Annotated in this window: 28 protein-coding genes; 24 read left to right on the top strand and 4 right to left on the bottom strand. The window is 52.0% G+C overall.

From position 1 onward, the window contains the following. Positions 1-42: 42 nt before the first annotated feature. From map to rplQ, 7 genes are all read left to right on the top strand, one after another. Positions 43-876 carry a type I methionyl aminopeptidase gene (map, locus tag KSO86_RS00500; protein WP_216379463.1) on the top strand — a complete coding sequence of 278 codons (834 nt, stop codon included), beginning with the start codon at positions 43-45 and terminating at the stop codon, positions 874-876. Between the two features lie 182 nt (positions 877-1,058). Further along, positions 1,059-1,280 carry a translation initiation factor IF-1 gene (gene infA, locus KSO86_RS00505; protein ID WP_013170545.1) on the top strand — a complete coding sequence of 74 codons (222 nt, stop codon included), beginning with the start codon at positions 1,059-1,061 and terminating at the stop codon, positions 1,278-1,280. 58 nt (positions 1,281-1,338) lie between these two features. Continuing rightward, complete coding sequence (gene rpmJ / locus KSO86_RS00510) at positions 1,339-1,452, top strand: 50S ribosomal protein L36 (RefSeq protein WP_013170544.1); 114 nt, start codon at positions 1,339-1,341, stop codon at positions 1,450-1,452. A 119-nt stretch (positions 1,453-1,571) separates the two neighbouring features. Continuing rightward, a complete protein-coding gene (gene rpsM, locus KSO86_RS00515; RefSeq protein WP_091280295.1) occupies positions 1,572-1,940 on the top strand; it encodes a 30S ribosomal protein S13 in 369 nt (122 codons plus the stop codon). Between the two features lie 53 nt (positions 1,941-1,993). Next, on the top strand, positions 1,994-2,386 hold the full coding sequence (gene rpsK / locus KSO86_RS00520; RefSeq protein ID WP_091280297.1) for a 30S ribosomal protein S11: 393 nt from the start codon (positions 1,994-1,996) through the stop codon (positions 2,384-2,386). Positions 2,387-2,507: 121 nt separating this feature from the next. Further along, positions 2,508-3,512 (top strand): DNA-directed RNA polymerase subunit alpha, encoded by a 1,005-nt coding sequence (locus tag KSO86_RS00525; protein ID WP_216379464.1) that lies wholly within the window; start codon positions 2,508-2,510, stop codon positions 3,510-3,512. Between the two features lie 35 nt (positions 3,513-3,547). Beyond that, positions 3,548-4,015: a 50S ribosomal protein L17 gene (gene rplQ / locus KSO86_RS00530; RefSeq protein ID WP_216379465.1), complete on the top strand. Its 468-nt coding sequence runs from the start codon at positions 3,548-3,550 to the stop codon at positions 4,013-4,015. Positions 4,016-4,199: 184 nt separating this feature from the next. Here the strand turns inward: rplQ and KSO86_RS00535 are convergent, their stop codons facing one another. Further along, positions 4,200-5,021 carry an ROK family protein gene (locus tag KSO86_RS00535; protein WP_216379466.1) on the bottom strand — a complete coding sequence of 274 codons (822 nt, stop codon included), beginning with the start codon at positions 5,019-5,021 and terminating at the stop codon, positions 4,200-4,202. On the opposite strand from KSO86_RS00535, the gene KSO86_RS00540 reads away from it, so the two are divergent. From KSO86_RS00540 to glmM, 4 genes are all read left to right on the top strand, one after another. Then, positions 5,020-5,901, top strand: a complete 882-nt coding sequence (locus tag KSO86_RS00540) for a tRNA pseudouridine synthase A (protein ID WP_216379467.1) — start codon at positions 5,020-5,022, stop codon at positions 5,899-5,901. The genes KSO86_RS00535 and KSO86_RS00540 overlap by 2 nt on opposite strands. A 260-nt stretch (positions 5,902-6,161) precedes the next feature. Beyond that, positions 6,162-6,605: a 50S ribosomal protein L13 gene (rplM, locus tag KSO86_RS00545; protein ID WP_216379468.1), complete on the top strand. Its 444-nt coding sequence runs from the start codon at positions 6,162-6,164 to the stop codon at positions 6,603-6,605. A 30-nt stretch (positions 6,606-6,635) separates the two neighbouring features. Next, on the top strand, positions 6,636-7,121 hold the full coding sequence (gene rpsI / locus KSO86_RS00550) for a 30S ribosomal protein S9 (RefSeq protein ID WP_216379469.1): 486 nt from the start codon (positions 6,636-6,638) through the stop codon (positions 7,119-7,121). Positions 7,122-7,316: 195 nt separating this feature from the next. Beyond that, positions 7,317-8,648, top strand: a complete 1,332-nt coding sequence (gene glmM / locus KSO86_RS00555; protein ID WP_216379470.1) for a phosphoglucosamine mutase — start codon at positions 7,317-7,319, stop codon at positions 8,646-8,648. A gap of 81 nt (positions 8,649-8,729) precedes the next feature. Here glmM and coaA read toward each other — a convergent pair whose 3' ends face one another. Then, positions 8,730-9,671 (bottom strand): type I pantothenate kinase, encoded by a 942-nt coding sequence (gene coaA, locus KSO86_RS00560; RefSeq protein ID WP_216379471.1) that lies wholly within the window; start codon positions 9,669-9,671, stop codon positions 8,730-8,732. Between the two features lie 103 nt (positions 9,672-9,774). On the opposite strand from coaA, the gene glmS reads away from it, so the two are divergent. The 11 genes from glmS to tsaD all read left to right on the top strand — a co-directional run bounded on the left by glmS (position 9,775) and on the right by tsaD (position 21,131). Beyond that, on the top strand, positions 9,775-11,631 hold the full coding sequence (gene glmS / locus KSO86_RS00565) for a glutamine--fructose-6-phosphate transaminase (isomerizing) (RefSeq protein WP_216379472.1): 1,857 nt from the start codon (positions 9,775-9,777) through the stop codon (positions 11,629-11,631). 10 nt (positions 11,632-11,641) lie between these two features. Next, positions 11,642-12,475, top strand: a complete 834-nt coding sequence (locus KSO86_RS00570) for an ADP-dependent NAD(P)H-hydrate dehydratase (protein WP_216379473.1) — start codon at positions 11,642-11,644, stop codon at positions 12,473-12,475. A gap of 9 nt (positions 12,476-12,484) precedes the next feature. After that, positions 12,485-13,609: an alanine racemase gene (alr, locus tag KSO86_RS00575; protein WP_216379474.1), complete on the top strand. Its 1,125-nt coding sequence runs from the start codon at positions 12,485-12,487 to the stop codon at positions 13,607-13,609. Positions 13,610-13,664: 55 nt separating this feature from the next. Continuing rightward, positions 13,665-14,186 (top strand): tRNA (adenosine(37)-N6)-threonylcarbamoyltransferase complex ATPase subunit type 1 TsaE, encoded by a 522-nt coding sequence (gene tsaE, locus KSO86_RS00580; RefSeq protein ID WP_231700038.1) that lies wholly within the window; start codon positions 13,665-13,667, stop codon positions 14,184-14,186. Continuing rightward, positions 14,186-15,109: a hypothetical protein gene (locus KSO86_RS00585; RefSeq protein WP_216431717.1), complete on the top strand. Its 924-nt coding sequence runs from the start codon at positions 14,186-14,188 to the stop codon at positions 15,107-15,109. The genes tsaE and KSO86_RS00585 overlap by 1 nt, the downstream gene beginning before the upstream one ends. Further along, positions 15,106-15,816 (top strand): tRNA (adenosine(37)-N6)-threonylcarbamoyltransferase complex dimerization subunit type 1 TsaB, encoded by a 711-nt coding sequence (gene tsaB / locus KSO86_RS00590; RefSeq protein ID WP_216379477.1) that lies wholly within the window; start codon positions 15,106-15,108, stop codon positions 15,814-15,816. The genes KSO86_RS00585 and tsaB overlap by 4 nt, the downstream gene beginning before the upstream one ends. Before the next feature lie 17 nt (positions 15,817-15,833). Then, the gene (gene rimI / locus KSO86_RS00595; RefSeq protein ID WP_216379478.1) at positions 15,834-16,334 is read left to right on the top strand and encodes a ribosomal protein S18-alanine N-acetyltransferase; all 501 of its coding nucleotides are present in this window, start codon (positions 15,834-15,836) and stop codon (positions 16,332-16,334) included. A 187-nt stretch (positions 16,335-16,521) separates the two neighbouring features. Then, entirely contained in the window at positions 16,522-17,238 is a 717-nt protein-coding gene (locus tag KSO86_RS00600) for a succinate dehydrogenase cytochrome b subunit (RefSeq protein ID WP_216379479.1), read from the top strand. 13 nt (positions 17,239-17,251) lie between these two features. Continuing rightward, a complete protein-coding gene (locus KSO86_RS00605; protein ID WP_216379480.1) occupies positions 17,252-19,222 on the top strand; it encodes a fumarate reductase/succinate dehydrogenase flavoprotein subunit in 1,971 nt (656 codons plus the stop codon). After that, complete coding sequence (locus tag KSO86_RS00610) at positions 19,219-19,962, top strand: succinate dehydrogenase/fumarate reductase iron-sulfur subunit (RefSeq protein ID WP_216379481.1); 744 nt, start codon at positions 19,219-19,221, stop codon at positions 19,960-19,962. The genes KSO86_RS00605 and KSO86_RS00610 overlap by 4 nt, the downstream gene beginning before the upstream one ends. 125 nt (positions 19,963-20,087) lie before the next feature. Next, positions 20,088-21,131 carry a tRNA (adenosine(37)-N6)-threonylcarbamoyltransferase complex transferase subunit TsaD gene (tsaD, locus tag KSO86_RS00615; RefSeq protein ID WP_091280343.1) on the top strand — a complete coding sequence of 348 codons (1,044 nt, stop codon included), beginning with the start codon at positions 20,088-20,090 and terminating at the stop codon, positions 21,129-21,131. Positions 21,132-21,152: 21 nt separating this feature from the next. Here the strand turns inward: tsaD and KSO86_RS00620 are convergent, their stop codons facing one another. Further along, positions 21,153-22,364 (bottom strand): class I SAM-dependent methyltransferase, encoded by a 1,212-nt coding sequence (locus KSO86_RS00620; RefSeq protein WP_216379482.1) that lies wholly within the window; start codon positions 22,362-22,364, stop codon positions 21,153-21,155. A 189-nt stretch (positions 22,365-22,553) separates the two neighbouring features. Here KSO86_RS00620 and groES point away from each other — a divergent pair, with 189 nt between their 5' ends. Continuing rightward, the gene (gene groES, locus KSO86_RS00625; protein ID WP_091280346.1) at positions 22,554-22,850 is read left to right on the top strand and encodes a co-chaperone GroES; all 297 of its coding nucleotides are present in this window, start codon (positions 22,554-22,556) and stop codon (positions 22,848-22,850) included. A 136-nt stretch (positions 22,851-22,986) separates the two neighbouring features. On the opposite strand, the gene KSO86_RS00630 is transcribed toward groES, so the two are convergent. Next, positions 22,987-23,283 (bottom strand): WhiB family transcriptional regulator, encoded by a 297-nt coding sequence (locus KSO86_RS00630; RefSeq protein WP_091282568.1) that lies wholly within the window; start codon positions 23,281-23,283, stop codon positions 22,987-22,989. A 225-nt stretch (positions 23,284-23,508) separates the two neighbouring features. Between KSO86_RS00630 and guaB the strand changes: the two genes are divergently transcribed. Next, the gene (gene guaB, locus KSO86_RS00635; RefSeq protein ID WP_216379483.1) at positions 23,509-24,675 is read left to right on the top strand and encodes an IMP dehydrogenase; all 1,167 of its coding nucleotides are present in this window, start codon (positions 23,509-23,511) and stop codon (positions 24,673-24,675) included. Positions 24,676-24,767: the final 92 nt, after the last annotated feature.

The following is a 24,767-nucleotide window of genomic DNA, read 5'->3' on the forward strand; positions in this document are numbered from 1 at the left end:
CAGTTTACTTATATCTGCTTTACAAGATCGAAGGAAACTGTCGTGGGAAATAAAATTCAATATAAAACTGATGAACAAATCGTTAAGATGCGTACCGCGGGCCTGGTCGTTGCGCAAATTCATGCCGCATTGCGTGCAGCTGTTAAACCAGGGGTGACGACGGCGGACATGGACCGAGTCGCACTGGATGTTTTGAATAAAAATGGTGCGCGTTCTAACTTTTTTGGGTACTACGATTATCCGGGCCAAATTTGTACTTCTGTTAATGATGAAATCGTGCATGGTATTCCTGGTTCGCGAGTACTTGCGCCAGGAGACTTGGTTTCTTTCGATTGCGGTGCGGTTGTTGACGGTTGGCACGCGGATGCATGTATTAGCGTTGTTGTCCCTGGCGGCGATCCGCATGTTGCTGCAGCGCGTGAAGAATTAAGTGCTATCACTCGGGAATCCATGTGGGTTGGAATTGCCGCAATGGCAACAGGTAAACGAGTAGGAGATATCGGTGATGCGATCGATGACTATGTGGAGTCTCTAGAAGGTGAACTGCATCCAGATATCGTTCTTGACTACACTGGCCATGGAATTGGCGACGCGATGCATCAAGAGCCTGAAGTTCTCAACTATTCTATTGATGGACGTACCCCTAAGCTAAAGCCAGGAATGGTGCTGTGCATTGAGCCGATGCTCACCGCAGGCTATCAGGATAATCATACGCTTGCAGACGAGTGGACTGTTGTTACCGACGATGGAAAAGACGCTTGTCATTGGGAGCATATGATTGCCCTTCACAAGGGCGGTGTCTGGGTGTTGACAGAACCTGATGGGGGAGCGGCTGAGCTAGAACGATTCGGAATTAAGATTGCGCCGTTGGCCTAATTTGCAATTTTGGCTCGTCAGTGGTCTCGGCGTGACGAGATGCACGTTAAAACCCCTATCGCTTAGCTCTATAAATCACGTATTATAGAGCGTTGGTGCCTTGTATCTATCAGTTGGTGGATCAGACATCAAACTACGGTCGCAACCGTGATCGTAGAATCGAATCGAAGTTAGCGGGAGTAATGGCGAAAAAAGAAGGCGTCATTGAAATTGAAGGTGTTGTCGTTGAAGCACTGCCAAATGCAATGTTTCGCGTCGAACTAGATAACGGGCACGTAGTGCTCGGGCACATCTCAGGGAAGATGCGTCAGCACTACATCAAGATCCTTCCGGAGGACCGCGTGGTTGTTGAGCTTACGCCCTACGACTTAACACGTGGTCGTATCGTATATCGCCACAAGTAACCCCGTTAATAACACGTAGCTTAAACGTTGCGTTAACCGACAAAGAAAGCTAGAGACTATGAAGGTCAAGCCAAGCGTTAAGCGCATTTGCGATAACTGCAAGGTTATTCGTCGGCACGGTCGAGTCATGGTTATCTGTGACAACCCACGCCATAAGCAGCGTCAGGGCTAAGTCCTACGCATTGAACAGGCATTGTCAGCGCATAGCGCAATCTTTTGGTCCGAAGGCCAAAACCCGATCGGGACGGCAATGCTCCACACCTTCGGAATGAACATATAGGAGCCACACACATGGCACGTCTATCTGGTGTCGATCTCCCTCGTGAGAAGCGAGTAGAGATTGCACTTACCTACATTTTCGGCATTGGTCACACCCGTGCACTAGAGTCCCTCGCCGCTACCGGCGTTAACCCGGATACTCGTGTTAAGGATCTGACTGAAGATGATCTCGTCAAGCTGAAGAACCACATCGACGAAAACTACAAGGTCGAAGGTGATCTCCGTCGTGAGATTCAGGCTGACATTCGTCGCAAGATTGAGATTGGTTCTTACCAAGGTCTCCGTCACCGCCGAGGCCTTCCGGTTCACGGTCAGCGTACCAAGACGAACGCTCGTACTCGTAAGGGTCCAAAGCGTACCGTTGCAGGTAAGAAGAAGTAAGTAGTTCCACCTTCGGGTGTGAATCGACGATAATTTTCAGGAGATTTTAACAAATGCCACCAAAGACTCAGCGTCGTCCGCGCCGCACAATGCGAAAGAACGTATTAACTGGCCAGGCGCATATTAAGTCCACGTTTAACAACACGATCGTGTCGATCACCGACCCTAATGGCGAAGTTATTGCCCAGACATCCTCTGGCATGGTTGGCTTCAAGGGCTCGCGTAAATCCACTCCATACGCTGCACAGCTCGCTGCAGAAAATGCTGCACGTCGCGCAATGGAAGCAGGTATGAAGAAGGTTGATGTTTTCGTCAAGGGTCCAGGCTCTGGTCGTGAAACTGCTATTCGTTCCTTGACAGCTTCCGGTCTTGAAGTTACCTCAATTTCTGATGTAACCCCTCAAGCACACAACGGTTGCCGTCCTCCCAAGCGCCGTCGCGTTTGATCAGTAAGGGGTTCGTCCCCTTTCCTCGGTGACATACTTACTCAGGTCTGTCACATGTAATTGCCGGCATGTGCCGGCTGATGGATGTCATATAGTGGGCATCCGGTGAAAGGAAACTATAGTGATCATTGAACAGCGTCCTACGCTAACCGAAGACAAGCTTTCGGAGACTCGTTCGCGGTTCACGCTTAACCCGCTTGAGCCAGGTTTCGGCTACACGCTCGGTAACTCGCTTCGTCGTACACTGCTATCGTCCATTCCGGGCGCCGCTGTGACGTCGATTCATATCGACGGTGTGCTTCATGAGTTTTCAACCATTGAGGGCGTAAAAGAAGACGTCGCACAGATCATTTTGAACCTCAAAGATCTGGTTGTTACTTCCGAAAATGATGAGCCAGTGCAGATGTATCTGCGGAAGGCTGGTCCAGGGGAAGTAACTGCGGCAGATATTACGCCACCAGCTGGAGTTGAAATTCATAACCCAGAGTTGCTTATCGCAACCTTGAATGAAAAGGGCAAGCTCGAGATTGATCTGACTGTTGAACGTGGCCGTGGCTATGTTTCAGCACAGCAGAACAACTCGCCAGACTACGAAATCGGTCGTATCCCAGTTGACTCGATCTACTCACCAGTCGTGAAGGTTTCGTACAAGGTGGAAGCTACTCGTGTTGGTCAGCGTACCGACTTCGACAAACTAATCGTTGACGTCGAGACAAAGCCATCCATGGCGCCTCGCGATGCTTTTGCTTCTGCTGGTAAGACCCTCGTTGAACTGTTCGGTTTGACGGCTGAGCTGAACCAAGAAGTCGAAGGCCTCGAGTTGAAGGAAGCTCCTGTTGTTGAACAGCAGTCTTCTGACTTGCAACGCCCAATTACCATTCTTAACCTACCGGCACGTTCGCAGAATTGCTTGCAGCGTGAAGGTATCCATACAATCGGTGAGCTGGTGCTTCGTTCTGAGGCTGACCTGCTTGATATTCGTAACTTTGGTGCGAAGTCGATTGAAGACGTTAAGGATGAGCTGGCAAAGCTTGACTTGCGTCTAAAGGATTCACCGGCTGGTTTCATGTCCGGCTTCGGTGATGAAACGTACGGAATGCACTTCAGTGACGAAACGCAGGCCTGAAGGTCAGCGGAACAAGATAATTTTTAGGAGAAATCATGCCACGTCCCGCTAAGGGTCCACGCTTGGGTGGTAGCCCAGCGCACGAGCGTCTCATCATTGCAAACCTCTGCAAGTCGCTCATTCACAATGAATCGGTCGTAACAACCGAGGCTAAGGCCAAGCGTGTTCGTCCACATATCGAAAAGCTCATCACCAAGGCTAAGAAGGGCGATACTCATAATCGTCGTCTTGCACTTAAGGTTTTGGGCTCCCGCGAAACTGCATACATTCTTTTCGAAGAGCTTGCACCAAAGTTCGCGAACCGTGAGGGTGGATACACTCGCATTGTTAAGCTTCCAAACCGCAAGGGTGACAACGCTCCAATGGCCGAAATTTCGCTCGTTCTCGAGCCAGTTTCACCAAAGCAGGCTGTTGTTAAGGAAGCTGAGAAGGTTGCCGAAAAGGCTGCTGACGAAGCCCCAGTTGCTGAAGCTGAAGAAGTCGAAGCTGCTGAAGAAAAGTGATGACGTTATTCTGACTTTCGGGCTGTTCTCAAAGTCGGAATAGCAGATTAACTGCTTAAAGGTTGTGGCGGATTGAGTTATCAATCCGCCACAACCTTTTATTTAGTTCTAGTAGCTTATTTAGTTCTAGTAGCTCTGAAAGTTTAGGGAGTATAGCGAGGTAGTTACTGGCGTTGTTGCGCTATTAGTCGCAAGCGCCGCGCTTGATATGAGGGACATATTGCCAGGTTGCGCTACCGCCCCGTGCGCCTGCTTCATAATCTAAGAAAGTAGCCCCACGCTCGCTAAGAGATGCCCGTACCTCGTCAGTAAGTTTGAGCGCATTACCGCCACCGATGTATAGCGTATCCCACCGGTACATAGGCCACAGAGCGTCAATTACTTGGCCGATATGGTGTGACCATTGCTCTGAGTCGGTATCTGGAAGATTGATGGCGCCGACGACGTCGTCGAACGTTCCCCCAATCGGGCTGGGGGCATGCGAAACTTCTATGTGTTCCGTGAGCCTGCCATTCACGGCGAAGGCGATGCCAAGACCAGTGCCTAGGGTAAGGATTAGCTCGCTACCATGTCCCTGCATCGTTGCTGCGGCCGCAACTATAGCGTCGTTGACAACGAGCGTAGGTAAGTGGCAGGCGTCCTCAACGAGTGTTTGGATGTCCGTGTTCTTCCATGCTTCTTGGAGTTGAGCATCTACGCTTCCGCCTGGTCCGGCGGGACGGATATAGTGTGGAGTATGTATGACGATCCCGTCGCGCACGATTCCAGGCATGCCGATAGTAATTCGATGGCATGTGACAGCATGCCGCTGTGCATGCTCAATAACGGTCTCCAGCATTAGTTGCGGGGTGAACGGGTACTCGACAACATCAACAAAATAAGTGCCGAGGTGGTTGCCCTGTTGATCTAATACGGCAGATTTAACTCGTGAGCCACCAAAATCTAGACTCAGCGTGTTAATTCCCGAGTTGGGATCACGGGGCTGAATATGGGATCCTGCAGTCATGACTTCGACGCTATCGCAAAATGCGCGCTTACGCATAGATCTAAGCTACGACGGTAACCACTTTCACGGTTGGGCGGCTCAGCCGGGCCTAAGAACAGTACAAAACGAGCTGGAAAAAGTGTTGTCGGTGATTTTTCGTCACTCAGTGACGGTTACGGTAGCAGGACGTACAGACGCAGGTGTGCACGCCCGCCACCAGGTCGTTCACTGCGATGTTTCCCGAGTAGCTTGGGATACCCTTCCCGGACGCTCCTCGCGGACCTCGGCAGAGTCATTAATCATGCGTGCTAACTCGATGCTGGCGCGAGTTGCTGGGTCTATATTGCCGTGGGCGCCGCGCGGTTATAGTGATGTCGTCATTCACAAGGCTGCCGAGGTGCCATCGGAGTTTGATGCCAGGTTCTCGGCTTTGTGGCGAGAGTATTCATATCGGATCGCAGATGGAGTTGCGGCGTGGGACCCACAACGCCGGGACGTTTTGTGGCTCACGGATCGGTTAGATATTGAAGCAATGAATCGGGCCGCAGTGGGGTTGCTTGGGGAACATGACTTTTTGTCGTTTTGTAAGCCGCGGGAGGGAGCTTCAACTGTTCGTACGTTGTTTGAGTTAGATTTCCTACGGCAGGGCGATTTAGTTGTGGGACGGGCGCGTGCTGATGCGTTTTGTCATTCGCAGGTGCGAACTCTGATGGGGACACTGATTGAGGTTGGGCGCGGTGCTCGCGAAGAGCGTTGGCCACAAGTGCGGTTGGAGGAGCGGTCTCGGGACGGTAACGTGATTGTCGCGCCACCGCACCCGTTAACGTTGGAATCTGTTGGGTATCCGGAGCCTGGTGAGTATGGTCCCCAAGCTTCCTTAGCGCGCCGTTTTCGGGGATAAATGCCGACGACGGCACGTGGCCGTGCAAACTGTTGAGATGAATCGCACCACAGCAGGAGCTTTTCCTTTGACCGGAGTAGAAAATCACAGTAGAGTTTCTTAATGCTGTGCATGTTGTATGAAGATGCAATCCCACTCGTCTCATAACAGTGCCAGCAACGTTAACTTGACCATTGGATAGGTTAGCTACTTTTCGGCATAAGCCATTGCCCAAGTAGTTAATAGAGCTATCCGCGATTAAAGAAACGAAGGCTACGCAAGTGCGCACGTATTCACCGAAGCCCGGAGACGTCGAGAAGAAGTGGTATGTCATTGACGCCACCGACGTTGTCCTTGGCCGTCTGGCATCTCAAGTTGCCATCCTGCTCCGTGGGAAGCACAAGCCCAACTTCGCTCCAAATGCTGATACCGGCGATTTCGTCGTGATCATCAATGCTGAGAAGGTCGCTCTGACCGGTTCAAAGCGCGAGCAGAAGATTGCTTACCGTCACTCAGGTCAGCCGGGTGGCTTGACCGCTACGTCCTACACCGAACTCTTGGCTGAAAACCCAGAGAAGGCCGTCATGAAGGCTGTTGCCGGCATGCTGCCAAAGAACACATTGGGACGTCAGCAGCTTTCCAAGCTCAAGGTCTACCGTGGGGCAGAGCACCCACATGCTGCTCAGCAGCCGGAAGCCTTTGAGCTTACGCAGGTTGCACAGTAACCCCTGTCCGGAAAAAATTTAAGGAGAACCGTGGCTGAGACCACCGAAACCGTAGAACTTGAGGAAACCCCGAGTTCATACACCTCTGAGACCGAGGCTCCCAAGACCGGCCAGGGCGCATCCCTGACCGCACCAGGCGCAGGCCTGGGTCGTCGTAAGGAAGCAGTTGCTCGTGTCCGTCTCGTCCCAGGTACCGGCACGTGGAAGATCAACGGCCGTACCCTAGAGGACTACTTCCCAAACAAGTTGCACCAGCAGCTTGTCAATTCACCATTCGTTCTACTTGACATCGAAGGTCGCTTCGATGTTGTCGCCCGCATCAACGGTGGCGGAACCTCCGGTCAAGCCGGTGCGCTTCGTCTCGGTGTTGCCCGTGCGCTGAACGAAATCGATCGTGATGCTAACCGTCCAGCTTTGAAGAAGGCTGGCTTCCTAGCCCGTGACGCTCGTGCAGTCGAGCGTAAGAAGGCTGGTTTGAAGAAGGCACGTAAGGCTTCGCAGTTCTCCAAGCGCTGATTCGTTCAGTATTGGAAAACCAGTATGGTCCTGCCACTTTTGTGGTGGGGCCATACTTGTACGTTGCGGCGCTTGTCAGTAGTACAAGTGCTTTGTGTAATGTGAAATGGCAGAAATACACTGGCTGATATCTCCCGTGTACTGAGGGCAATGTACTAGGCTTAAGTAGTTATCAGTGCAATTAGAGGAGAAATGATGGCACGTCTATTTGGAACCGATGGTGTTCGTGGGTTAGCTAATCGAGAGATCACCGCGCCGTTCGCGCTTCAACTTGGTGAGGCAGCGGCGCGGGTGTTAGCACAAAATGTTACGGGTCATCGGCCAAAAGCGATTGTGGGTCGCGATACGCGCCAGTCATCGGGAATGCTGAGTCATGCAGTGGCCGCTGGACTGTCGTCCGCAGGTGTCGACGTCGAACACGTTCGTGAGATTCCAACTCCAGGTATCGCCTATCTGACCGCTGCTCGTGATTACGATTTGGGCGTTATGATTTCTGCTTCGCACAATGCGATGCCAGATAACGGTATTAAATTTATTTCGGGCGATGGGTTCAAACTTGACGACGCTATCGAGGATGAAATCGAAGCCGTGCTTGGTCAGGAATGGGATCGTCCGATCGGCGCTGGCGTCGGTTATATGCGCGAGAACGCGATTGTCTCGGACCAGGTTTATATCGATCATTTGATTCGTTGTGGTGCCGATCTGTCCGGTCTGCGTATCATTTTGGATTGCGCAAACGGTGCGGCATCGAATGTTGCGCCAGCGGCATTGCAAGAATTGGGCGCGGACGTTTCGGTTATTAACGCCTCTCCAGATGGTAAGAACATCAACCGTAACGCGGGATCGACTCACCCGGAGCAACTCCAAGCAATGGTTGTGGCTTCGGAAGCTGATTTCGGTTTTGCTTTCGACGGCGATGCGGATCGCTGTCTAGCGGTTAATGCGCAAGGAAAGATCGTCGACGGCGATCATATTATGGGTCTGCTTGCGGTTTCTTTGAAAGCGCAGGGTTTGCTGGCTGGTAACACACTTGTTGCTACGGTTATGTCTAATCTGGGCTTGACCTTGGCGATGCGCGAAGCCGATATTAATTTGGTGGCAACTAAGGTGGGCGATCGCTACGTGCTTGAAGAGATGCTTGCCCACGGATATATGCTTGGTGGCGAACAATCTGGTCACGTCATTAACTTGCATCATGCGACCACTGGTGACGGCACGCTAACGGCTATTTTGGTTGCTTCAGAGATGGCTCGTCGTGGTGGAACTCTGGCTGACGCAGTTTCGTTTATTACCCGGTTGCCGCAGACTCTTATCAATGTGCCGAATGTTGATAAAGCGCGCACATCCGAAGTGATGGATGAGGTTGCGGTTGCGGAAAAGGAACTTGGCGATACTGGACGCGTATTGTTGCGTGCCTCTGGAACAGAGCCACTTGTGCGTGTAATGGTTGAAGCGCCAACTCAGGAACAAGCTGATTCGGTTGCACAGCGTCTTGCTGACGTTGTTGCGCAGCGCCTAGCATTGTAAAAGCTAGAAAACGTTGTGGGCCAGTACTCGCTGTACTGGCCCACTTGCTTATTACGATTCACGACCTTACCGCGATCCACGTTAGAGTTTTCGAATCTGTATCTGTTCTATTGCGTGGTCTGGTCCTTTGGTCAGAATGACCGTGGCGCGGTTCTTGGTGGGGGCAATATTGTGCCGGAGGTTAGGCAGGTTGATAGCTCCCCAGATTTGCCGGGCAGTTTCGCGAGCCTGTGCATCGGTCATGCTGGCATAGTTACGGAAGTAAGAGGCTTCGTTGGTGAATGCGGTTGATCGCAGTGACAAGAATCGGTCGATGTACCAGCGTTCGAGAGCTTCTTCCGGGGCATCAACGTATATGGTGAAGTCGAAGAAGTCGGAGACGGCCGAAAACTCGTGTGCGGCTATGCCTGGGGCGGGTTGGAGAACATTGAGACCTTCAACGATAAGAATGTCTGGCTGGTCGACGACGATACGCTCACCTGGCACGATATCGTAGGTGACATGGTTATACACGGGGGCGCTAACATTGCGCCGGCCAGATTTAACGGCAGCTAAAAATTCTAGCAGTGCCCGCCGGTCGTACGACTCTGGAAAACCTTTTCGGGTGAGAATACGCCGTTCATCTAGCACCGCGTTCGGGAGCAAAAACCCGTCAGTGGTTACGAGATTAACTTTTGGGGTCTCGGGCGAACGACTGAGCAACTCGCGAAGTAGCCGCGCAACGGTCGATTTTCCAGCTGAAACAGATCCAGCGATTCCTACGATCCACGGAACACGCAAATCTTCGAATCCTAAGAAGTTTTTCGATTCATGAAAAAGCCGTCCAGTATTACGTGCGTACATGTGCATGAGTGCTGTTAACGGACGGTAGATCGCATCGACTTCGTCAACCGTAATCGGGTCGCCTAATGCCGCGAGTTGGGCTAAGTCGCGTTGTGTTAATGGTAACTCGACGCTCTGGGCAAGTTCCGCCCAATCATGGCGATTAAATGTGACGAACGCGGAAAAATCGGTGCTGTGCATGGTTAAATTGTGGCAATAATAGGCAGATAACACCAACTTGACGGACGGTTGTCTGACAGGTTGAGTGACTTTAGGAGGACATCACCTTGTATTGTTAATCAACATGTGTGGAATTGTTGGATATATTGGCGCTCGCACGTCATTCACGTCGCAAGAAGTTGTCCTTAATGGTTTAGAGCGGTTGGAATATCGCGGATATGATTCGGCCGGTATTGCGGTCCCGTCGTCGGATCGCATCGCCGTGCGCAAACGTGCCGGTCGCGTAGCCCAGCTCCGGGCCGAATTAGCAGAGCGTCCGTTAGAGCCGGGAACAGCGGCAATCGGGCACACCCGGTGGGCGACCCATGGCGTGCCCTCAGACCGTAACTCTCATCCTCACGTATCAGCTGATAACCAGGTTGCGATAGTTCACAACGGGATTATCGAAAATGCGCCACAGCTGCGTGAAGAACTGCACGCAGCTGGTATCGAATTTCGTTCCGATACTGATTCGGAGACTATTGCGCACTTGCTAGGTCAAGCAGTGAGCCAGCACGGTGATTTAACCCGCGCGATGCGTGAGGTCGTCGCTCGACTAGAAGGCTCGTTCGCCGTTGTAGCAACGTATGTTGGACAGCCGGACCGGTTGGTTGGTGCGCGCCGTAATTCGCCTCTCGTTGTTGGTTTAGGGCAGGACGAAAACTTCTTTGGATCCGACGTCGTTGCCTTCGTTGGTCATACGCGCCGCGCGTTAGCTGTGGGGCAGGATCAGATCGTGACGCTCACTGCGCATAGTGCTGAGATCACCGATTTTGCGGGCGTTCCAGTGGATGTGGATAGTTTCGAGGTTGACTGGAACCTCGATATGGCGTTGCATGATGGATACGCCACGTTCATGGACAAGGAGATTCACGAACAGCCAGCCGCGGTGGCTGAAACACTTCGCGGACGCACTACTCCTGATGGGAATTTGCAACTCGATGAGTTGCGGATTGAAGAATATGAGCTCCGCGCAATCGATAAAATTATTGTGGTTGCATGCGGTACAGCTGCTTACGCCGGACATGTGGCGAAATATGCGATCGAGCATTGGTGTCGTATTCCGGTCGAAGTTGAGCTAGCTCACGAGTTCCGGTATCGGGACCCGATCGTGACGTCAAAGACGTTGATTGTGGCTATCTCACAGTCAGGTGAAACGATGGATACTCTCATGGCTATTCGCCACGCATCGGAGCAGGGTGCTCGCGTGCTATCCATTGTTAATACCTATGGCTCGACGATTGCCCGCGAATCTGATGCCGTGCTTTACACTCATGCCGGTCCGGAAATCGCAGTCGCCTCAACGAAGGCCTTTACATCGCAGATCACGGCAGCATATTTGCTGGGACTGTATTTGGCTCAACTGCGCGGAAACAAATTCACCGATGAGGTCGCTGGCTATCTAGCTGAGTTGGCGTTGATGCCGCAGCGAATGGAATTTGTGTTGGCGCAAGAAGATAAAATCCGGCAATTGGCCCGTACCATGGCCGACGTCGAATCGGTTTTGTTCCTAGGACGGCACGTCGGCTATCCGATTGCGCTTGAAGGCGCGTTGAAGCTCAAAGAGCTGGCGTATATTCACGCCGAAGGTTTTGCTGCTGGGGAGCTTAAGCACGGCCCGATCGCTCTGGTTGAGGAAGACTTGCCGGTTTTTGTTATTGCTCCGACGCCGCGTCGTCCATTGCTGCACTCGAAAGTTATTTCGAATCTGCATGAGGTCATCGCCCGGGGTGCTCGCACGATTGTGATCGCGGAAGAAAACGACACCGCAGTTGACGATCACGCCCTAGCAGTTATCAGAGTCCCACATTCGACGCCAACGTTGATGATGCCGCTGGTAACGATTATCCCGTTGCAGATCTTTGCCTCTGAACTGGCCACCGTTAAGGGGCACGACGTAGACAAGCCACGCAACCTCGCTAAGTCAGTAACCGTTGAGTAACATGTGAGTTATGGAAACATACTCGGTAACGGACCGCGATATTCAAGCTTGGTGGCCGATTCCTGCCCCGGCTGGCCATAAATATACCCGTGGCGTTTTAGGTGTGGTTACTGGTTCACGCCAGTATCCTGGAGCGGCTTTACTGGGTGTAGGCGCGGCCTTGGCATGCGGGCCGGGAATGGTACGCTATTTGGGTGATAGCCCGCTCGTTGTGCCGCGTTACCCAGAGGTAGTTACGGCACCAGGGCAGGTTCAAGCTTGGTTAGCTGGCTCAGGTATGGTTCCGGACTCGAGTGATTTTTCACTTGTCCACCACGCCTTGGCATCCGGTCTACCTGTTGTTCTCGACGCCGGAGCCCTCACGCTGGCTTATCAAGGTCAGCTATCGCCGGTGACAGTTTTGACACCGCATCCAGGAGAGCTAGCACAGTTGTTGCGCGCTCGCGGGCACGATGTGACACGCACCGCCGTCGAACGCCATCTTGTAGATTACGCGCATCTTGCTGCTCAAGAAACTGGAGCAGTCGTGGCAGCTACGGCTGCTATAGATGTGGTCGCACAGCCAGATGGGTATGTGTATATTCAAGAAGGTGCGACCCCGTGGCGCGGAACTGCCGGTGCCGGTGACGTCTATGCCGGAATCGTTGGCGCGCTTTTGGCTTTGTGGGAAGCAACTGGACGTAGCAGTGTGAGTGCGGGCTGGATCGCGGCAGCAGCTGCGCATCTTCACGGGCGTGCCGCAAATCTCGCTGCCCGAGCCCACGATGGAGTTGGCTACCCGATTAAGGCGAGTAACATTAGTGATGCGCTAGGTGAAATAATCTGGCAGGTATTGAATTCGTAAGGTGAAACTATGACGAACAAGGCTCCGGCACGTGCCTTAATATCGCGTCGCGCATTTGAACAAAATATTGGGGTTGTCCGCCAGCATACGACATCAAAGCTGATGGCTATCGTAAAAGCTAACGGCTACGGTCATGGCGTTGAATTGATTGCACAGTGGGCGTGGGAAGCCGGAATTGATTGGCTTGGGTTGGCGCAGCTGAATGAAGCGTTAGCGTTGCGCCAGACTCATACCCATGGCCACATTTTGGCGTGGATTTTTGCTCCCGGTTCTGATTTTCAACGGGCTATTGAACAAAATATTGATCTCTCTGTGGGCGCGACGTGGGCGATTGATGAAATAGCCGCCGCAGCACGTGCTTGCGGTCGGCCAGCGCGAATTCATATTAAAGTCGATACTGGTATGACCCGTGGTGGGTTCGATCTTGATCAGTTGCCTTCAGTATTTGCTCGGGTAAAGGCGTTAGCTGCTGAGGGTATTGTTGACATTATTGGTTTGTGGTCCCACTTGGCATGCGCCGATGATCCACGTTCGGATGCGGCTACCACCGAACAAGTTGAATGTTTCGAAGTAGCCCGTGAATATGCCCGTCAAGCGGGCGTGACGATCCCCTTGTGTCATTTAGCTGCTTCATCTGGCATTCTGTGGCATCCCCAAACCCACTACGATATGGTTCGGCCAGGAATTGTCCTTTATGGATTGAGTCCTAATCCGCAATGCGCTACGGCAAGCGATCTGGGCCTCGAACCGTTGATGACGTTGGAAGCTGACGTCATTTTGACGAGGGAAGTTCCAAGTGGGGTCGGAGTCTCGTATGGGCATACGCATATTACGGAGCAACCCACGCGATTGGCAGTTGTTCCGGTGGGATATGCGGACGGTATTTCACGGCATGCGTCGAACAAGCTTTCGGTCACGTTGAAGGGCGAACAAGCGCCTATCCGGGGCGTGGTATGTATGGACCAATTCGTCGTCGAAGCTCCAACTGCTCAAGCAGGAGATACCGCAGTTCTTTTTGGCCCGCATAAGCATGGATATTTGACTGCAGATGATTGGGCGGAAAAGACCGATACAATTAACTACGAAATCTTTTGTAATCTGGGCCCGCGCATTCCACGGATCCCAGTGGACTAACGTATATCTGACTAATACCTGAATTGAATGAGAGAACACGGTTATGATTCTGTCGATGAACGCCCCAACGGTTGCCGATATTCAGCGTATCGGTGCGGTGATTGCACAGCAGGCGCAACCTGGAGATCTAGTTATGCTCACTGGTCCATTAGGAGCAGGCAAAACAACGATGACGCAGGGCATCGCACGCGGTCTTGGCATTACTGAGGCAGTTTCCTCGCCAACTTTCGCGATTGCTCAGGTCTATCATGGGCAGCGGTTAGATTTGGTTCATGTTGATGCTTACCGATTGAACTCTATTGAAGAAGTAGATGCATTGGATCTTGATTCTTCGCTCGAAGAATCGTTGACAGTGGTCGAATGGGGAACCGGCAAAGCAGAGGTACTTTCTGACGAACGTATCGAGGTGTTTATCCAGCGGCCGCAAGGGTCAGACGCCGGATTAGAACCGGAAGATCTGTTCGCGGATGCACCACGTGTTCTCAAGATCCAAGCTTATGGAGAGCGCGGTGTTTCACTGCAACAGCGTCTTGCTGATGAAATCCCAGAGGCCTCGTGGGAAAACTCGGCTGAGTAATGAGAACCTATCATACCCTTGGTTCATGGGTCGCTGTTTTTGTTTTCGTCGTCGGAAACATATGCGGACTGCCGAGCTTGGCGTCTGCAACGTCAGAACCAAGCTCACCCAGTACGCCCAGTGAGCTAACTGAGGAAGAACAAGAGTGGTTTACGACTATCGGTACCGACCTTATGCGAGCCAAAGCCAGCGAAACATTCGGCGAAGATATCGGTGCTGATCCGGAGCTACTGAGCTTAGGTACTGCGCATCATGCCTTTGCGTTCAGCCAAGAAAAAGAGTTGGTACGTAAGCCGGAAACTGCCTTTGTAGAATCGAATATGTGGTTGGCGCCAGTCTATAAAGATGCCAACGCTGTGGGAGCGCTGATTACTGAAGGCAACGGAGCCGCTCGGCGTGCAAACACGAGAATCGTGGCAGATCCCCGGTTGGCTACCGAAGCAGCTGCATGGCCCAACGATACGACTAGTATTCTGGTTTACGATCCGCAGCTTAAGGCTTGGTTTGTTTTCCGCGACGGCATGATTGAACCTGGCGATAGTGCTGGCTCGGGCTACGTGCTTGGAAGTATCACATTTGACAAGTTCATGGAACATCGCAAGGACCTTATCGATATTGATGCCCCGGCTACGGCGATTCCCGCAAAAAATCTCAGCCCGAGCACCGAAAACGAACAGATGACTCCGGCCAAGATCATTATTGTCTTCGCAATTCTTAGTGGTTTGGCAATATTTTCGGTTGCATGGTTGCGGTGGGATCAAAATAGAAAACAATCTGGGATCGGCAAGGAACCTGAATCTGCGATAGAGCAGGTGCATAAACCGAGTAAAAATCGGTGGGACCCATTCGCTAAAGCGCGACTACTTATCCATCCCCAAAAACAATCTGCTGACAATACGATATTTACGAAGGATACAAAATGACAACATATCTTACTATCGATACGAGTGCTACCGTCAATGTTGGTGTTGCTGATTGGCAGCTGGGGGTAGCGAGCCCGTTGGCATTTGAATCGTCTTCGGAGAAGCGCCATCATGCGGAACTACTAGCACCGATGGTACGGTCCGTTTTGGCTACCGCACAGATTGAGCGGCCAGACGCGATTATTGTTGGCACCGGTCCGGGAGCGTTTACTGGTTTGCGTGCGGGTCTGGTTACTGCGCGAGTACTTGCACGAGCATGGAATGTGCCAATGTACGGATTGTCTTCGTTAGACATTATGGCGTTAGCAGCCGTGGATCAGGGCGCGCAAGAAATTTTGTCCATGATTGATGCACGTCGTAAAGAAGTGTTTGTTGCGTCATTTAGGGCTATGGGTGGCGACGACGTCGAAGTACTTACTGCACCAGATATTCGCAAGCCGGATGAGCTAGTAGATGAGCTAGGGAAGAATCGAGCTATGGTGGCAGTCGCCGAGCCGGAGCTTTATAGCCATGTTGGGAACGAACGAGTAAGTGTTAGCTTTGAGCCAACGGTGATGGTTCGCTTATTGCATTCGCGAATGGCACGAATTGAAGCTGGAGAATCCCTCTCATTGGATACTAAGCCACAGTATTTGCGCCGACCAGATGTGCATGGCGGTGCACACGCCCAGCCAGCGGCCAAGGGCAATCCCTACAGTGCAAACTGATTATGCGTGACTGATTAATGAATTCTTGTTTTCAGCCCAATGACGCATTCCCTTCAACAATTGCTGGGTTTGATTTGCGTCGTGCGCCAGTTTCGTGGGCGGGGCGGATAGCAGATTTTGATCACCAGACTTTTGCACGTGATGCCTGGCCAAGTACGGTTTGGGAAGACGAATTATCCGCTAGCTATCGAACGTATCTGGTGCTATCTGAGCCTCCCGGTCCGCTACGGTCGCTGGGGGCGATTGTTGGCGTTGGGGGAGTGGCGTATGTTGATGATGCAGAGATCCTCACTATTGCTGTTTCTCCTCGCTATCAGCGGCAAGGCATCGGAAGTCGGTTGCTAGAAATCTTGCTAGATATCGCAGCTTGCCACGGCGCCCAACGGGTGTTTCTCGAAGTGCGAAGCAAAGACGAAGGCGTGCAGAAAATGTATGCGAAAGCCGGCTTCCAAGAGATTAGCAGGCGCAAGCACTACTACTCGGATGATGATGCAGTAGTTATGCTTCGCGAAACGTAATTTCGTGCTTAAAGAGTTGCATATATATTTACGTCACTTTTTGGTTGTGTGCCGATAGTCCTTTGTGTTGGTATTTCGCGGAAAATTCGATGCCAGTAGGAGATAGTATGCGTAGCTGGTATCCTCATCTGGGATTTTTGCTACTTAAGACCCGACTTTTGACGGATTGTTTTGCTATCTTCGAGACGTGGCTAAATCAACATCTGTAGAAATTAGAGGTCGCAAGACCACAGTGGCACTTAAAGTGCTCATGGCTGTGACCGGCTTGTTTATTGTTCTCTTCCTACTCTTCCATGCATTCGGAAACTTTAAGATGTTCCTGGGTGCAGAAGAGTACAACCATTACGCAGACTGGCTCAAGCATGGTCTGCTCTACCCGATCCTGCCAAAGTTATGGGCTTTGTGGATCTTCCGTTTAACTTTGCTGTTCTGTATTGTGGCTCACATGTACGCAGCTATTAAGCTGTGGAAGCGTGGTACGCAAGCTCGTGGACGCGAAAAGTACAAGGTGAATTCCGGTTCCAAGGTTGGCGTAAAGTACTCCTACACTGCTGCTACCATGCGTTTTGGTGGAGTCATTATTGCGCTGTTCGTTATCTTCCATATCTTGCAGTACACCGTCCTTGCTCTCCAGCCTGGCGGTGAATACTCAGCGCACGATCCGTATCACAACATGATTTACGGCTTCTCCGTATGGTGGGTATGGCTGGTTTACTTCATTGCTCTTGCTTCGATTGCCTTCCACGTTTCGCACGGCGTGTGGTCAGCTCTCGCAACGTTGGGTTTGAACACCCGTCGTCGTCAGCATGCATTCAAAATCATCGCCATCGTCGTAGGTTTGGCTATTTTGGTCGGTTTCATGACGCCGCCAACTGCCATCCTGCTTGGCTTCATCGCTGCTTAAGGGGTATGAGATCATGACTGAAACTTTGATCGAAGGCCTGTACCGCGCAGGCGAACCAATCGCGGATACTAAAGCGCCAACTGGCCCTATTTCGGACAAGTGGGAACAGCGTAAATTCAATGCACGCCTCGTTAACCCAGCTAACCGCCGCAAGCTGAACATCATCGTCGTCGGTACCGGTCTTGCCGGTGGTGCTGGCGCTGCTTCGCTCGGTGAAATGGGATATAACGTTAAGGCGTTCTTCTACCAGGATTCAGCTCGTCGAGCACACTCGATTGCTGCTCAGGGTGGAATTAACGCGGCGAAGAACTACAAGAACGATAACGATTCGACCTATCGTTTGTTCTACGACACCATCAAGGGCGGCGACTACCGTTCCCGTGAGACCAACGTGTATCGACTGGCTGAAGTTTCGGCCAACATTATCGATCAGTGTGTGGCACAGGGTGTTCCATTTGCTCGTGAATACGGTGGCTTGCTCGATAACCGCTCGTTCGGAGGCGTACAGGTTTCACGTACGTTCTACGCACGTGGCCAAACAGGTCAGCAGCTGTTGATCGGTGCGTACCAAGCGTTGATGCGCCAGGTCAAGGCAGGTACCGTTGAGGCCTTCCCACGCCATGAAATGGTTGAATTGATCGTCATTGACGGTCGTGCTCGCGGTATTGTCGCTCGTGACATGGTCACTGGCGAAATCGAAACCCACTTGGCTGATGCTGTTGTGCTGGGTACTGGTGGTTATGGAAACGTATTCTTCTTGTCCACCAATGCGATGGGATGTAACGCAACTGCTATTTGGCGTGCACACCGCAAGGGTGCCTACTTCGGCAACCCGTGCTTCACCCAGATTCACCCAACCTGTATTCCACAGCATGGTTCTTCGCAGTCTAAGCTCACCTTGATGTCTGAGTCACTGCGTAACGATGGCCGTATTTGGGTACCGAAGAAGGCTGAGGATTGCAAGAAGGATCCACGCGATATTCCAGAAGAAGATCGCGATTACTACCTCGAGCGTATCTACCCAGCGTTTGGAAACCTTGTACCTCGAGACATTGCTTCTCGTCAAGCAAAGAATATGTGTGACGAAGGCCGTGGCGTTGGCCCAGAAATCGACGGCGTGGCACGTGGTGTTTACCTCGACTTCTCGGATGCCATTAACCGTATGGGCAAGGATGTTGTTTCTGCTAAGTACGGCAACTTGTTCGATATGTACAAGCAGATTACTGGTGATGATCCATACGAAGTGCCAATGCGCATTTATCCTGCAGTCCACTACACTATGGGTGGTTTGTGGGTAGATTACGATCTGCAGTCGTCGATCCCAGGTCTGTTTGTTACGGGCGAGGCTAACTTCTCTGACCATGGTGCAAACCGGTTGGGCGCGTCCGCGCTCATGCAGGGTCTTGCTGACGGTTACTTTGTACTTCCAAACACCATTAACGATTACTTGGCTGATGGTCCGTTTGAGAAGATCACCGAAGACCATCCAGAAGTTGTTAAGGTACGTCAGGAAGTCGAAAAGCAGATCGAATTCTTTGTTAATAACAAGGGCACCCGATCTGTCGATTCCTTCCACAAGGAACTCGGCCACATCATGTGGGAGTACTGTGGTATGGAGCGCAGCGAGGAAGGCTTAAAGAAAGCTATCGGTATGATCCGAGAGCTGCGTAAGGACTTCTGGCAGAACGTTCGCGTTCCAGGCGATCCAGATGAGCTAAACCAGTCTTTGGAGAAGGCCGGCCGTGTCGCTGACTTCTTCGAATTAGGTGAGCTCATGTGTATCGATGCTCTCCATCGCCGGGAATCCTGTGGTGGTCACTTCCGCGCTGAATCCCAGACCGAGGAAGGCGAAGCGCTTCGTGATGACGTTAACTTCGCTTATGTCGCCGCCTGGGAGTGGGGTGGAGAAGACGGAGCACCAATTCTCCACAAGGAAGATCTGAAGTACGAATTCGTCGAGATGAAGCAGCGGAGCTACAAGTGAAAATCAATCTTGAATTTTGGCGGCAAGATGGCCGTGGCGATCAGGGTCATTTCGATACCCATACCCTCGCCGATGTCGATGAGACAGCATCTTTCTTGGAGATGCTTGATCAACTAAACGAAGAACTCTTTGCCAAGGGCGAAGAGCCAGTTGCATTCGATTCTGACTGTCGTGAAGGCATCTGTGGACAATGCGGCATCGTTATTAACGGCGATCCGCACGGCCCAAAGGTGACAACCACCTGTCAGCTTCATATGCGTTCTTTCAAAGACGGTGACACCATCACTATTGAGCCTTGGCGTTCTACCGCGTTCCCGGTCCTCAAGGACTTGGTTGTGGATCGTTCTGCGTTGGATCGCATTGTGCAAGCTGGTGGATACATCTCCGTTAACACCGGTGCAGCCCCAGATGCTCACGCAGTACCAGTTCCTAAAGACCATGCAGATCGTGCTTTCGAAGCCGCTGCTTGTATCGGATGTGGTGCGTGTGTAGCAGCCTGCCCGAACGGTTCAGCAATGCTATTCACCTCGGCAAAGGTTATGCACCTTGGTCTGCTCCCACAGGGACAGCCAGAGCGTCTTGATCGTGTTGTGAAGATGTTAGCTCAGCACGATTCTGAAGGTTTTGGTGGATGCACCAACGTTGGCGCATGTGCAGCTGCCTGCCCGAAGGAAGTGCCGCTTGAGCTTATTTCGATGCTCAACCGTGACTTGATGAAGTCAATGGTACACGGTCGCTGATAGTTAGCTACAACGGGAGGGTCGCAACGCTAGTTGCGACCCTCCCGTCGTCGTCGGCACAACATGTCCCGAATATAACAAAGCTCGCCTGAACAACCGTTACCGAATCAACTAAACTAGACGTTGTGAATGAACTGATTTTAGGTATTGAAACATCGTGTGATGAGACCGGAATTGCGCTCGTGCGTGATGGGGAGCTCCTGGCAGACGTAACGGCAACGTCAATGGATGAATATGCACGTTACGGCGGCATCATCCCCGAAATTGCTTCCCGAGCCCATTTGGAACAATTTGTGCCTACTTTGGATGCGGCACTTGAGAAAGCCGGAGTAGCTCTAGAGGACGTCGATGCTATCGCGGCGACTGCTGGTCCAGGGCTTGTCGGTTCTTTAACGGTCGGTGTTTCAGCTGCAAAATCGCTTGCTTTAGCTTTAGGCAAACCGTTCTACGGGGTGAACCATATTATCGGGCATATCGCTGTTGATCAGCTCGTTCATGGTCCGTTCCCAGAGCGCTTCATTGGTTTAGCTGTTTCTGGTGGACATTCGCATCTTCTTGATATTCGTAATATCGCCACCGACGTCGTCGAACTAGGTGGAACACTTGACGACGCTGCCGGTGAAGCATTTGACAAAGTGGGTCGTCTGTTGGGATTGCCGTACCCCGGTGGTCCGCACATCGATCGGTTGTCCAAGCAAGGTGATCGAAACGCCATCCGTTTCCCGCGTGGTCTGAGCCGGGTCAAGGATAAGGATGTGCACGCCTACGATTATTCGTTCTCTGGCTTAAAGACTGCGGTTGCTCGGCATATCGAGGGCTTGGAAGCGCGTGGTGAGGAAGTACCGAAGGCAGATATCGCTGCTGGTTTTTCCGAAGCAGTCACTGATGTTCTCTCGCGCAAAGCGTTCGAAGCATGTAAACGCAACAACTGTGACACGCTCGTTATTGGTGGCGGTTTTTCGGCGAACTCACGTCTGCGCGAACTAGCGCAGGAACGAGCTGAAGAATACGGCGTCACAGTGCGAATCCCGCCGATCCGTTACTGCACTGACAACGGCGCAATGATCGCTGCCTTGGGATGGGAGATGGTCCGTAACGGTGTAGAACCGTCCCCACTCAACATCACAGTAGACAGCGGTCTAGCCCGCGAAACGACGATTATTCACTGATCGACGTCGAGCTGCTGCTCGTTACTTTCCAGACGCTGGTTGGTGGCGTTCAGCGACGATAACTCGATGCTGTCCGGCGACTGGGGTAGCGATAAGTGTTGCTTGCGCGCTGTGAAGCGGGTTTAGCTTCAGCTTCTTTCGCCAGGTGCTTGGATCTAGATCCGTTCCGCGTTTCTTGATTTCTACGATTCCGATCTCGTGAGCGGTAAGGTAGGCTCGGACTTTCTTGGTATCCAACGGCAACACGTCGCGGATAACAAATGTTGTGACGAGTGGTGACTCGATAAGGTCGGCGCCAGTAAGGTATGCAATGTTGTGCGAAACTGGTGCAATATTGCGGTCTTCACACAGCCGAGCGATGCCACCGGAGCGAATAACTGCGGGATCTGGCTCATAGATATAGTCACCAAGAGGCGTTGGCAGGACGGTTGGGGATTCCGACGACGTCGCCTCGCTACCGGAATCAAAAACTACGGTGTGACTGCCACGGATGATGCGAGCGCTGCGTCCCGGCTGTGGTGCCGCTGAACCGAGCCAGATAACTGCTTCGAGCAGATCGCCGTCGACGCTAGTCCATTCCACGTAGGCGTTGTCAGGTAGCGCGGCATAATCAATGCCGGGAGCAACTTTAATGCCAGCTGCCGGGAACTGTTCGGCAAGGCGAAGCGCGGTAGACAATGGGGGAGCCCACTGTTCTGGGTCTGCGATACGTTTACCATTGCTACGACGTGCCGGATCGAGCCACAGCGCATCGGCACTGAAACTTTGTAGATCCAGTTCACGTCCATCTGCATGAATGACGCGGGCTTCGGGGAATGCGGAAAGATTGAATGTCGCTGCTTGCGCGGTATCGGCATCGCTTTCCACGGACGTTACCCGTAATCCGAGCCCAGCGAATGCCATCGAGTCAGCTCCAACGCCACACCCCAGATCGATTACGTGGTGGATGTGGGCGTTGCGGAAACGTTGGGCATGATGCGCTGCCACCGGAAGTCGAGTGGCTTGCTCCACGCCGTCGTTGGTAAAAAGCATTGTTTGTGCAAACGAACCGAATTTTGCGGTGGCTTTTGCGCGGAGCCGGCTTTGGGTGAGGGCGGCCGCAACAAGGTCTGCGTTATGGCCGTTTTTACGCAATTGAGCTGTGAGAGCGAAAACGTCTTGGGCTTCGTAAGGTGGAAGTTCGGTGAGAAGACGTTGTCCATCTGGGGTTAAAAGTAGTGGAATCATGCTCATGCCTCTATCGTCTCATGGACAGCCACATTCGCGCATAGCGATTTACTGGCACTCCTTTTGACCGAGTGCTAGTGTGCGCTTTACTCTTGTTAATGGACGTGGAAATCCACGTAGTGCTCGGTTTCGTACACCGCGACGGCGAAACCAGGCAGAAAGCTAGTATTTTCGAGCAAAAGAAGGGGGAGCCGGATGTCCGTCTCCATCAAACCGCTGGACGATCGTATCGTCATCAAGCAGGTTGAAGCAGAAGAAACAACCGCTTCTGGTCTGGTCCTGGTAGATTCTGCCAAGGAAAAGCCACAAGAGGGCGAAGTTATTGCAGTAGGTCCAGGTCGCGTTGACGACAATGGTAACCGGGTTGCCATGGAAGTCAAGGTTGGCGATCTTGTCATTTACTCCAAGTATGGTGGCACCGAAGTCAAGTATGGTGCTGAAGAGTTCTTGATTCTTTCGCAGCGTGACGTCTTAGCAGTTGTCACCCACTGATTAAGATACTGAAAATGTCCCGCGGGCGTGATGCTCGCGGGACATTTTTAATGCCTGTTGTTATCGGAACTAGTTGTTGTCAGATCTAGTTGTCAGCGGAACTAGGCTACGTTTTTAGGCGGTGCGACCGTAGTTTTTAGGCGGTACGGCCGTGGCGCTTGGCGGAAATAATTCGGTTGCGTTCTTCTTCCGAAAGTCCGCCCCATACACCGTATGGTTCGTGATTTACTAATGCGTATTCACGGCATTCGTCAATGACTGGGCAGGTTTGGCAGATTCGCTTGGCACGTTCGATACGACGACGGCGCGGACCGCCACGTTCTCCTTCGGGGTGGAAGAAGAATTCGGGGTCCATATTGTTACAGCTACCGAGTGCTTGCCAGTCCCAGAAGTCTACGAGAGCTCCAGATACATCCTTGATTCGGGCGACCACTAATGTCACGTCCTGTTCATTCTTGCAATTTTCAACTTTATCTACGTTACCAATGAGGCTGGATGTAAAACAAGGGGTTTTATGCGATTTAGTGCCGGGTATAGTGTGGCGTTGATTGCATTGACATGAGAATAGAGTGCTGTCGTGGAATGAATCAGTAAATAGTGATGCGTCGCAATGTGGTCGGGGTTTTCGTGCAGTAGGCAGAACGCGTAAACTTAGAGGATGGTTGACAATCCTTTCGCCTTAATGGGCTTAACGTATGATGATGTTCTTCTTCTCCCTGAGGAAACGGATGTAGTTCCGTCTGAGGTTGACACTACTTCCTATGTGACTCGGGATATTAAACTGAGAGTTCCACTTATCTCAGCAGCTATGGATACAGTGACTGGTTCGCGCATGGCGATTGCTATGGCGCGACTCGGGGGTCTTGGCATCCTCCACCGCAATTCATCTATTGAAGATCAAGCTGCTCAGGTGGCAGAAGTTAAGGCTGCCCCAGTTATGCTTGACTGGGATGAGGACGCCTCGAAAGCAACGATTGATGAACAGGGCCGGCTTCGGGTCGGTGCTGCGATTGGATATTGGGGTGACGCGTGGGAGCGCGCGGTGGCACTCGCACAAGCGGGCGTGGATATTTTGGTTGTCGATACTGCGAATGGTGCTGCAAAACTTGCATTGGAACAGATCCGCCGAATTAAAGCAGATCCGCAATTTGCTCATGTTCAAATAATCGGTGGAAACATTGCTACTACTGAAGGCGCTCAAGCATTGATTGACGCTGGTGTGGACGCAGTCAAAGTTGGTGTTGGTCCAGGTTCGATCTGTACCACTCGTATTGTTGCTGGTGTTGGCGTACCGCAGCTCACTGCCGTGCAGCTAGCGGCGCAGGCGTGTGGACCCGCTGGCATACCATTGATCGCTGATGGTGGTCTGCAGTATTCCGGTGATGTCGGTAAGGCGATTGTTGCGGGTGCATCTACCGTGATGCTCGGATCGCTGTTTGCTGGAACTGATGAATCGCCAGGCGAGGTAGTCCAGGTTGATGGTCGTAGGTTCAAGGCGTATCGCGGAATGGGATCGCTAGGTGCAATGAGCTCGCGCGGTCGTATTTCTTATTCTAAGGATCGCTACTTCCAAGCCGATGTGAAATCTGATGAGAAAATCGTCCCAGAGGGCATCGAAGGCTCAGTGCCGGCCAAAGGCCCCGTTGCTTCTGTGGCTTATCAGCTGATCGGTGGCCTCCATCAAACAATGTTCTATATTGGAGCTCACAACATTTCAGAAATGCGACGCGGTCGTTTTGTTCAGATCACTGCTGCTGGTTTACACGAGTCACATCCACACGATGTGCAGAATATTGCTGCAGCACCGAACTATAGTGTGAAATAACTGTCGTAAGAGTGGGGCGGTTGTCAGTGAATGGCAGCCGTCCCACTTTTTAGTTGACTAATAAATGATTTTGTCAATACTGTTTGGTGTGA

Origin of the sequence: Arcanobacterium phocae (assembly GCF_018913465.1) — a bacterium.
Lineage (GTDB): Bacteria > Actinomycetota > Actinomycetes > Actinomycetales > Actinomycetaceae > Arcanobacterium > Arcanobacterium phocae_A.

Bases quoted from the DNA above. Each gene is read 5' to 3' on its own strand.
- infA (WP_013170545.1), top strand. From the start codon at position 1,059: ATGGCGAAAAAAGAAGGCGTCATTGAAATTGAAGGTGTTGTCGTTGAA.
- rpmJ (WP_013170544.1), top strand. From the start codon at position 1,339: ATGAAGGTCAAGCCAAGCGTTAAGCGCATTTGCGATAACTGCAAGGTT.
- rpsM (WP_091280295.1), top strand. From the start codon at position 1,572: ATGGCACGTCTATCTGGTGTCGATCTCCCTCGTGAGAAGCGAGTAGAG.
- rpsK (WP_091280297.1), top strand. From the start codon at position 1,994: ATGCCACCAAAGACTCAGCGTCGTCCGCGCCGCACAATGCGAAAGAAC.
- rplQ (WP_216379465.1), top strand. From the start codon at position 3,548: ATGCCACGTCCCGCTAAGGGTCCACGCTTGGGTGGTAGCCCAGCGCAC.
- KSO86_RS00540 (WP_216379467.1), top strand. From the start codon at position 5,020: ATGACTTCGACGCTATCGCAAAATGCGCGCTTACGCATAGATCTAAGC.
- KSO86_RS00535 (WP_216379466.1), bottom strand. From the start codon at position 5,021: ATGACTGCAGGATCCCATATTCAGCCCCGTGATCCCAACTCGGGAATT.
- glmM (WP_216379470.1), top strand. From the start codon at position 7,317: ATGGCACGTCTATTTGGAACCGATGGTGTTCGTGGGTTAGCTAATCGA.
- coaA (WP_216379471.1), bottom strand. From the start codon at position 9,671: ATGCACAGCACCGATTTTTCCGCGTTCGTCACATTTAATCGCCATGAT.
- glmS (WP_216379472.1), top strand. From the start codon at position 9,775: ATGTGTGGAATTGTTGGATATATTGGCGCTCGCACGTCATTCACGTCG.
- KSO86_RS00570 (WP_216379473.1), top strand. From the start codon at position 11,642: ATGGAAACATACTCGGTAACGGACCGCGATATTCAAGCTTGGTGGCCG.
- alr (WP_216379474.1), top strand. From the start codon at position 12,485: ATGACGAACAAGGCTCCGGCACGTGCCTTAATATCGCGTCGCGCATTT.
- tsaE (WP_231700038.1), top strand. From the start codon at position 13,665: ATGAACGCCCCAACGGTTGCCGATATTCAGCGTATCGGTGCGGTGATT.
- KSO86_RS00585 (WP_216431717.1), top strand. From the start codon at position 14,186: ATGAGAACCTATCATACCCTTGGTTCATGGGTCGCTGTTTTTGTTTTC.
- tsaB (WP_216379477.1), top strand. From the start codon at position 15,106: ATGACAACATATCTTACTATCGATACGAGTGCTACCGTCAATGTTGGT.
- rimI (WP_216379478.1), top strand. From the start codon at position 15,834: ATGAATTCTTGTTTTCAGCCCAATGACGCATTCCCTTCAACAATTGCT.
- KSO86_RS00605 (WP_216379480.1), top strand. From the start codon at position 17,252: ATGACTGAAACTTTGATCGAAGGCCTGTACCGCGCAGGCGAACCAATC.
- KSO86_RS00620 (WP_216379482.1), bottom strand. From the start codon at position 22,364: ATGAGCATGATTCCACTACTTTTAACCCCAGATGGACAACGTCTTCTC.
- groES (WP_091280346.1), top strand. From the start codon at position 22,554: ATGTCCGTCTCCATCAAACCGCTGGACGATCGTATCGTCATCAAGCAG.
- guaB (WP_216379483.1), top strand. From the start codon at position 23,509: ATGGTTGACAATCCTTTCGCCTTAATGGGCTTAACGTATGATGATGTT.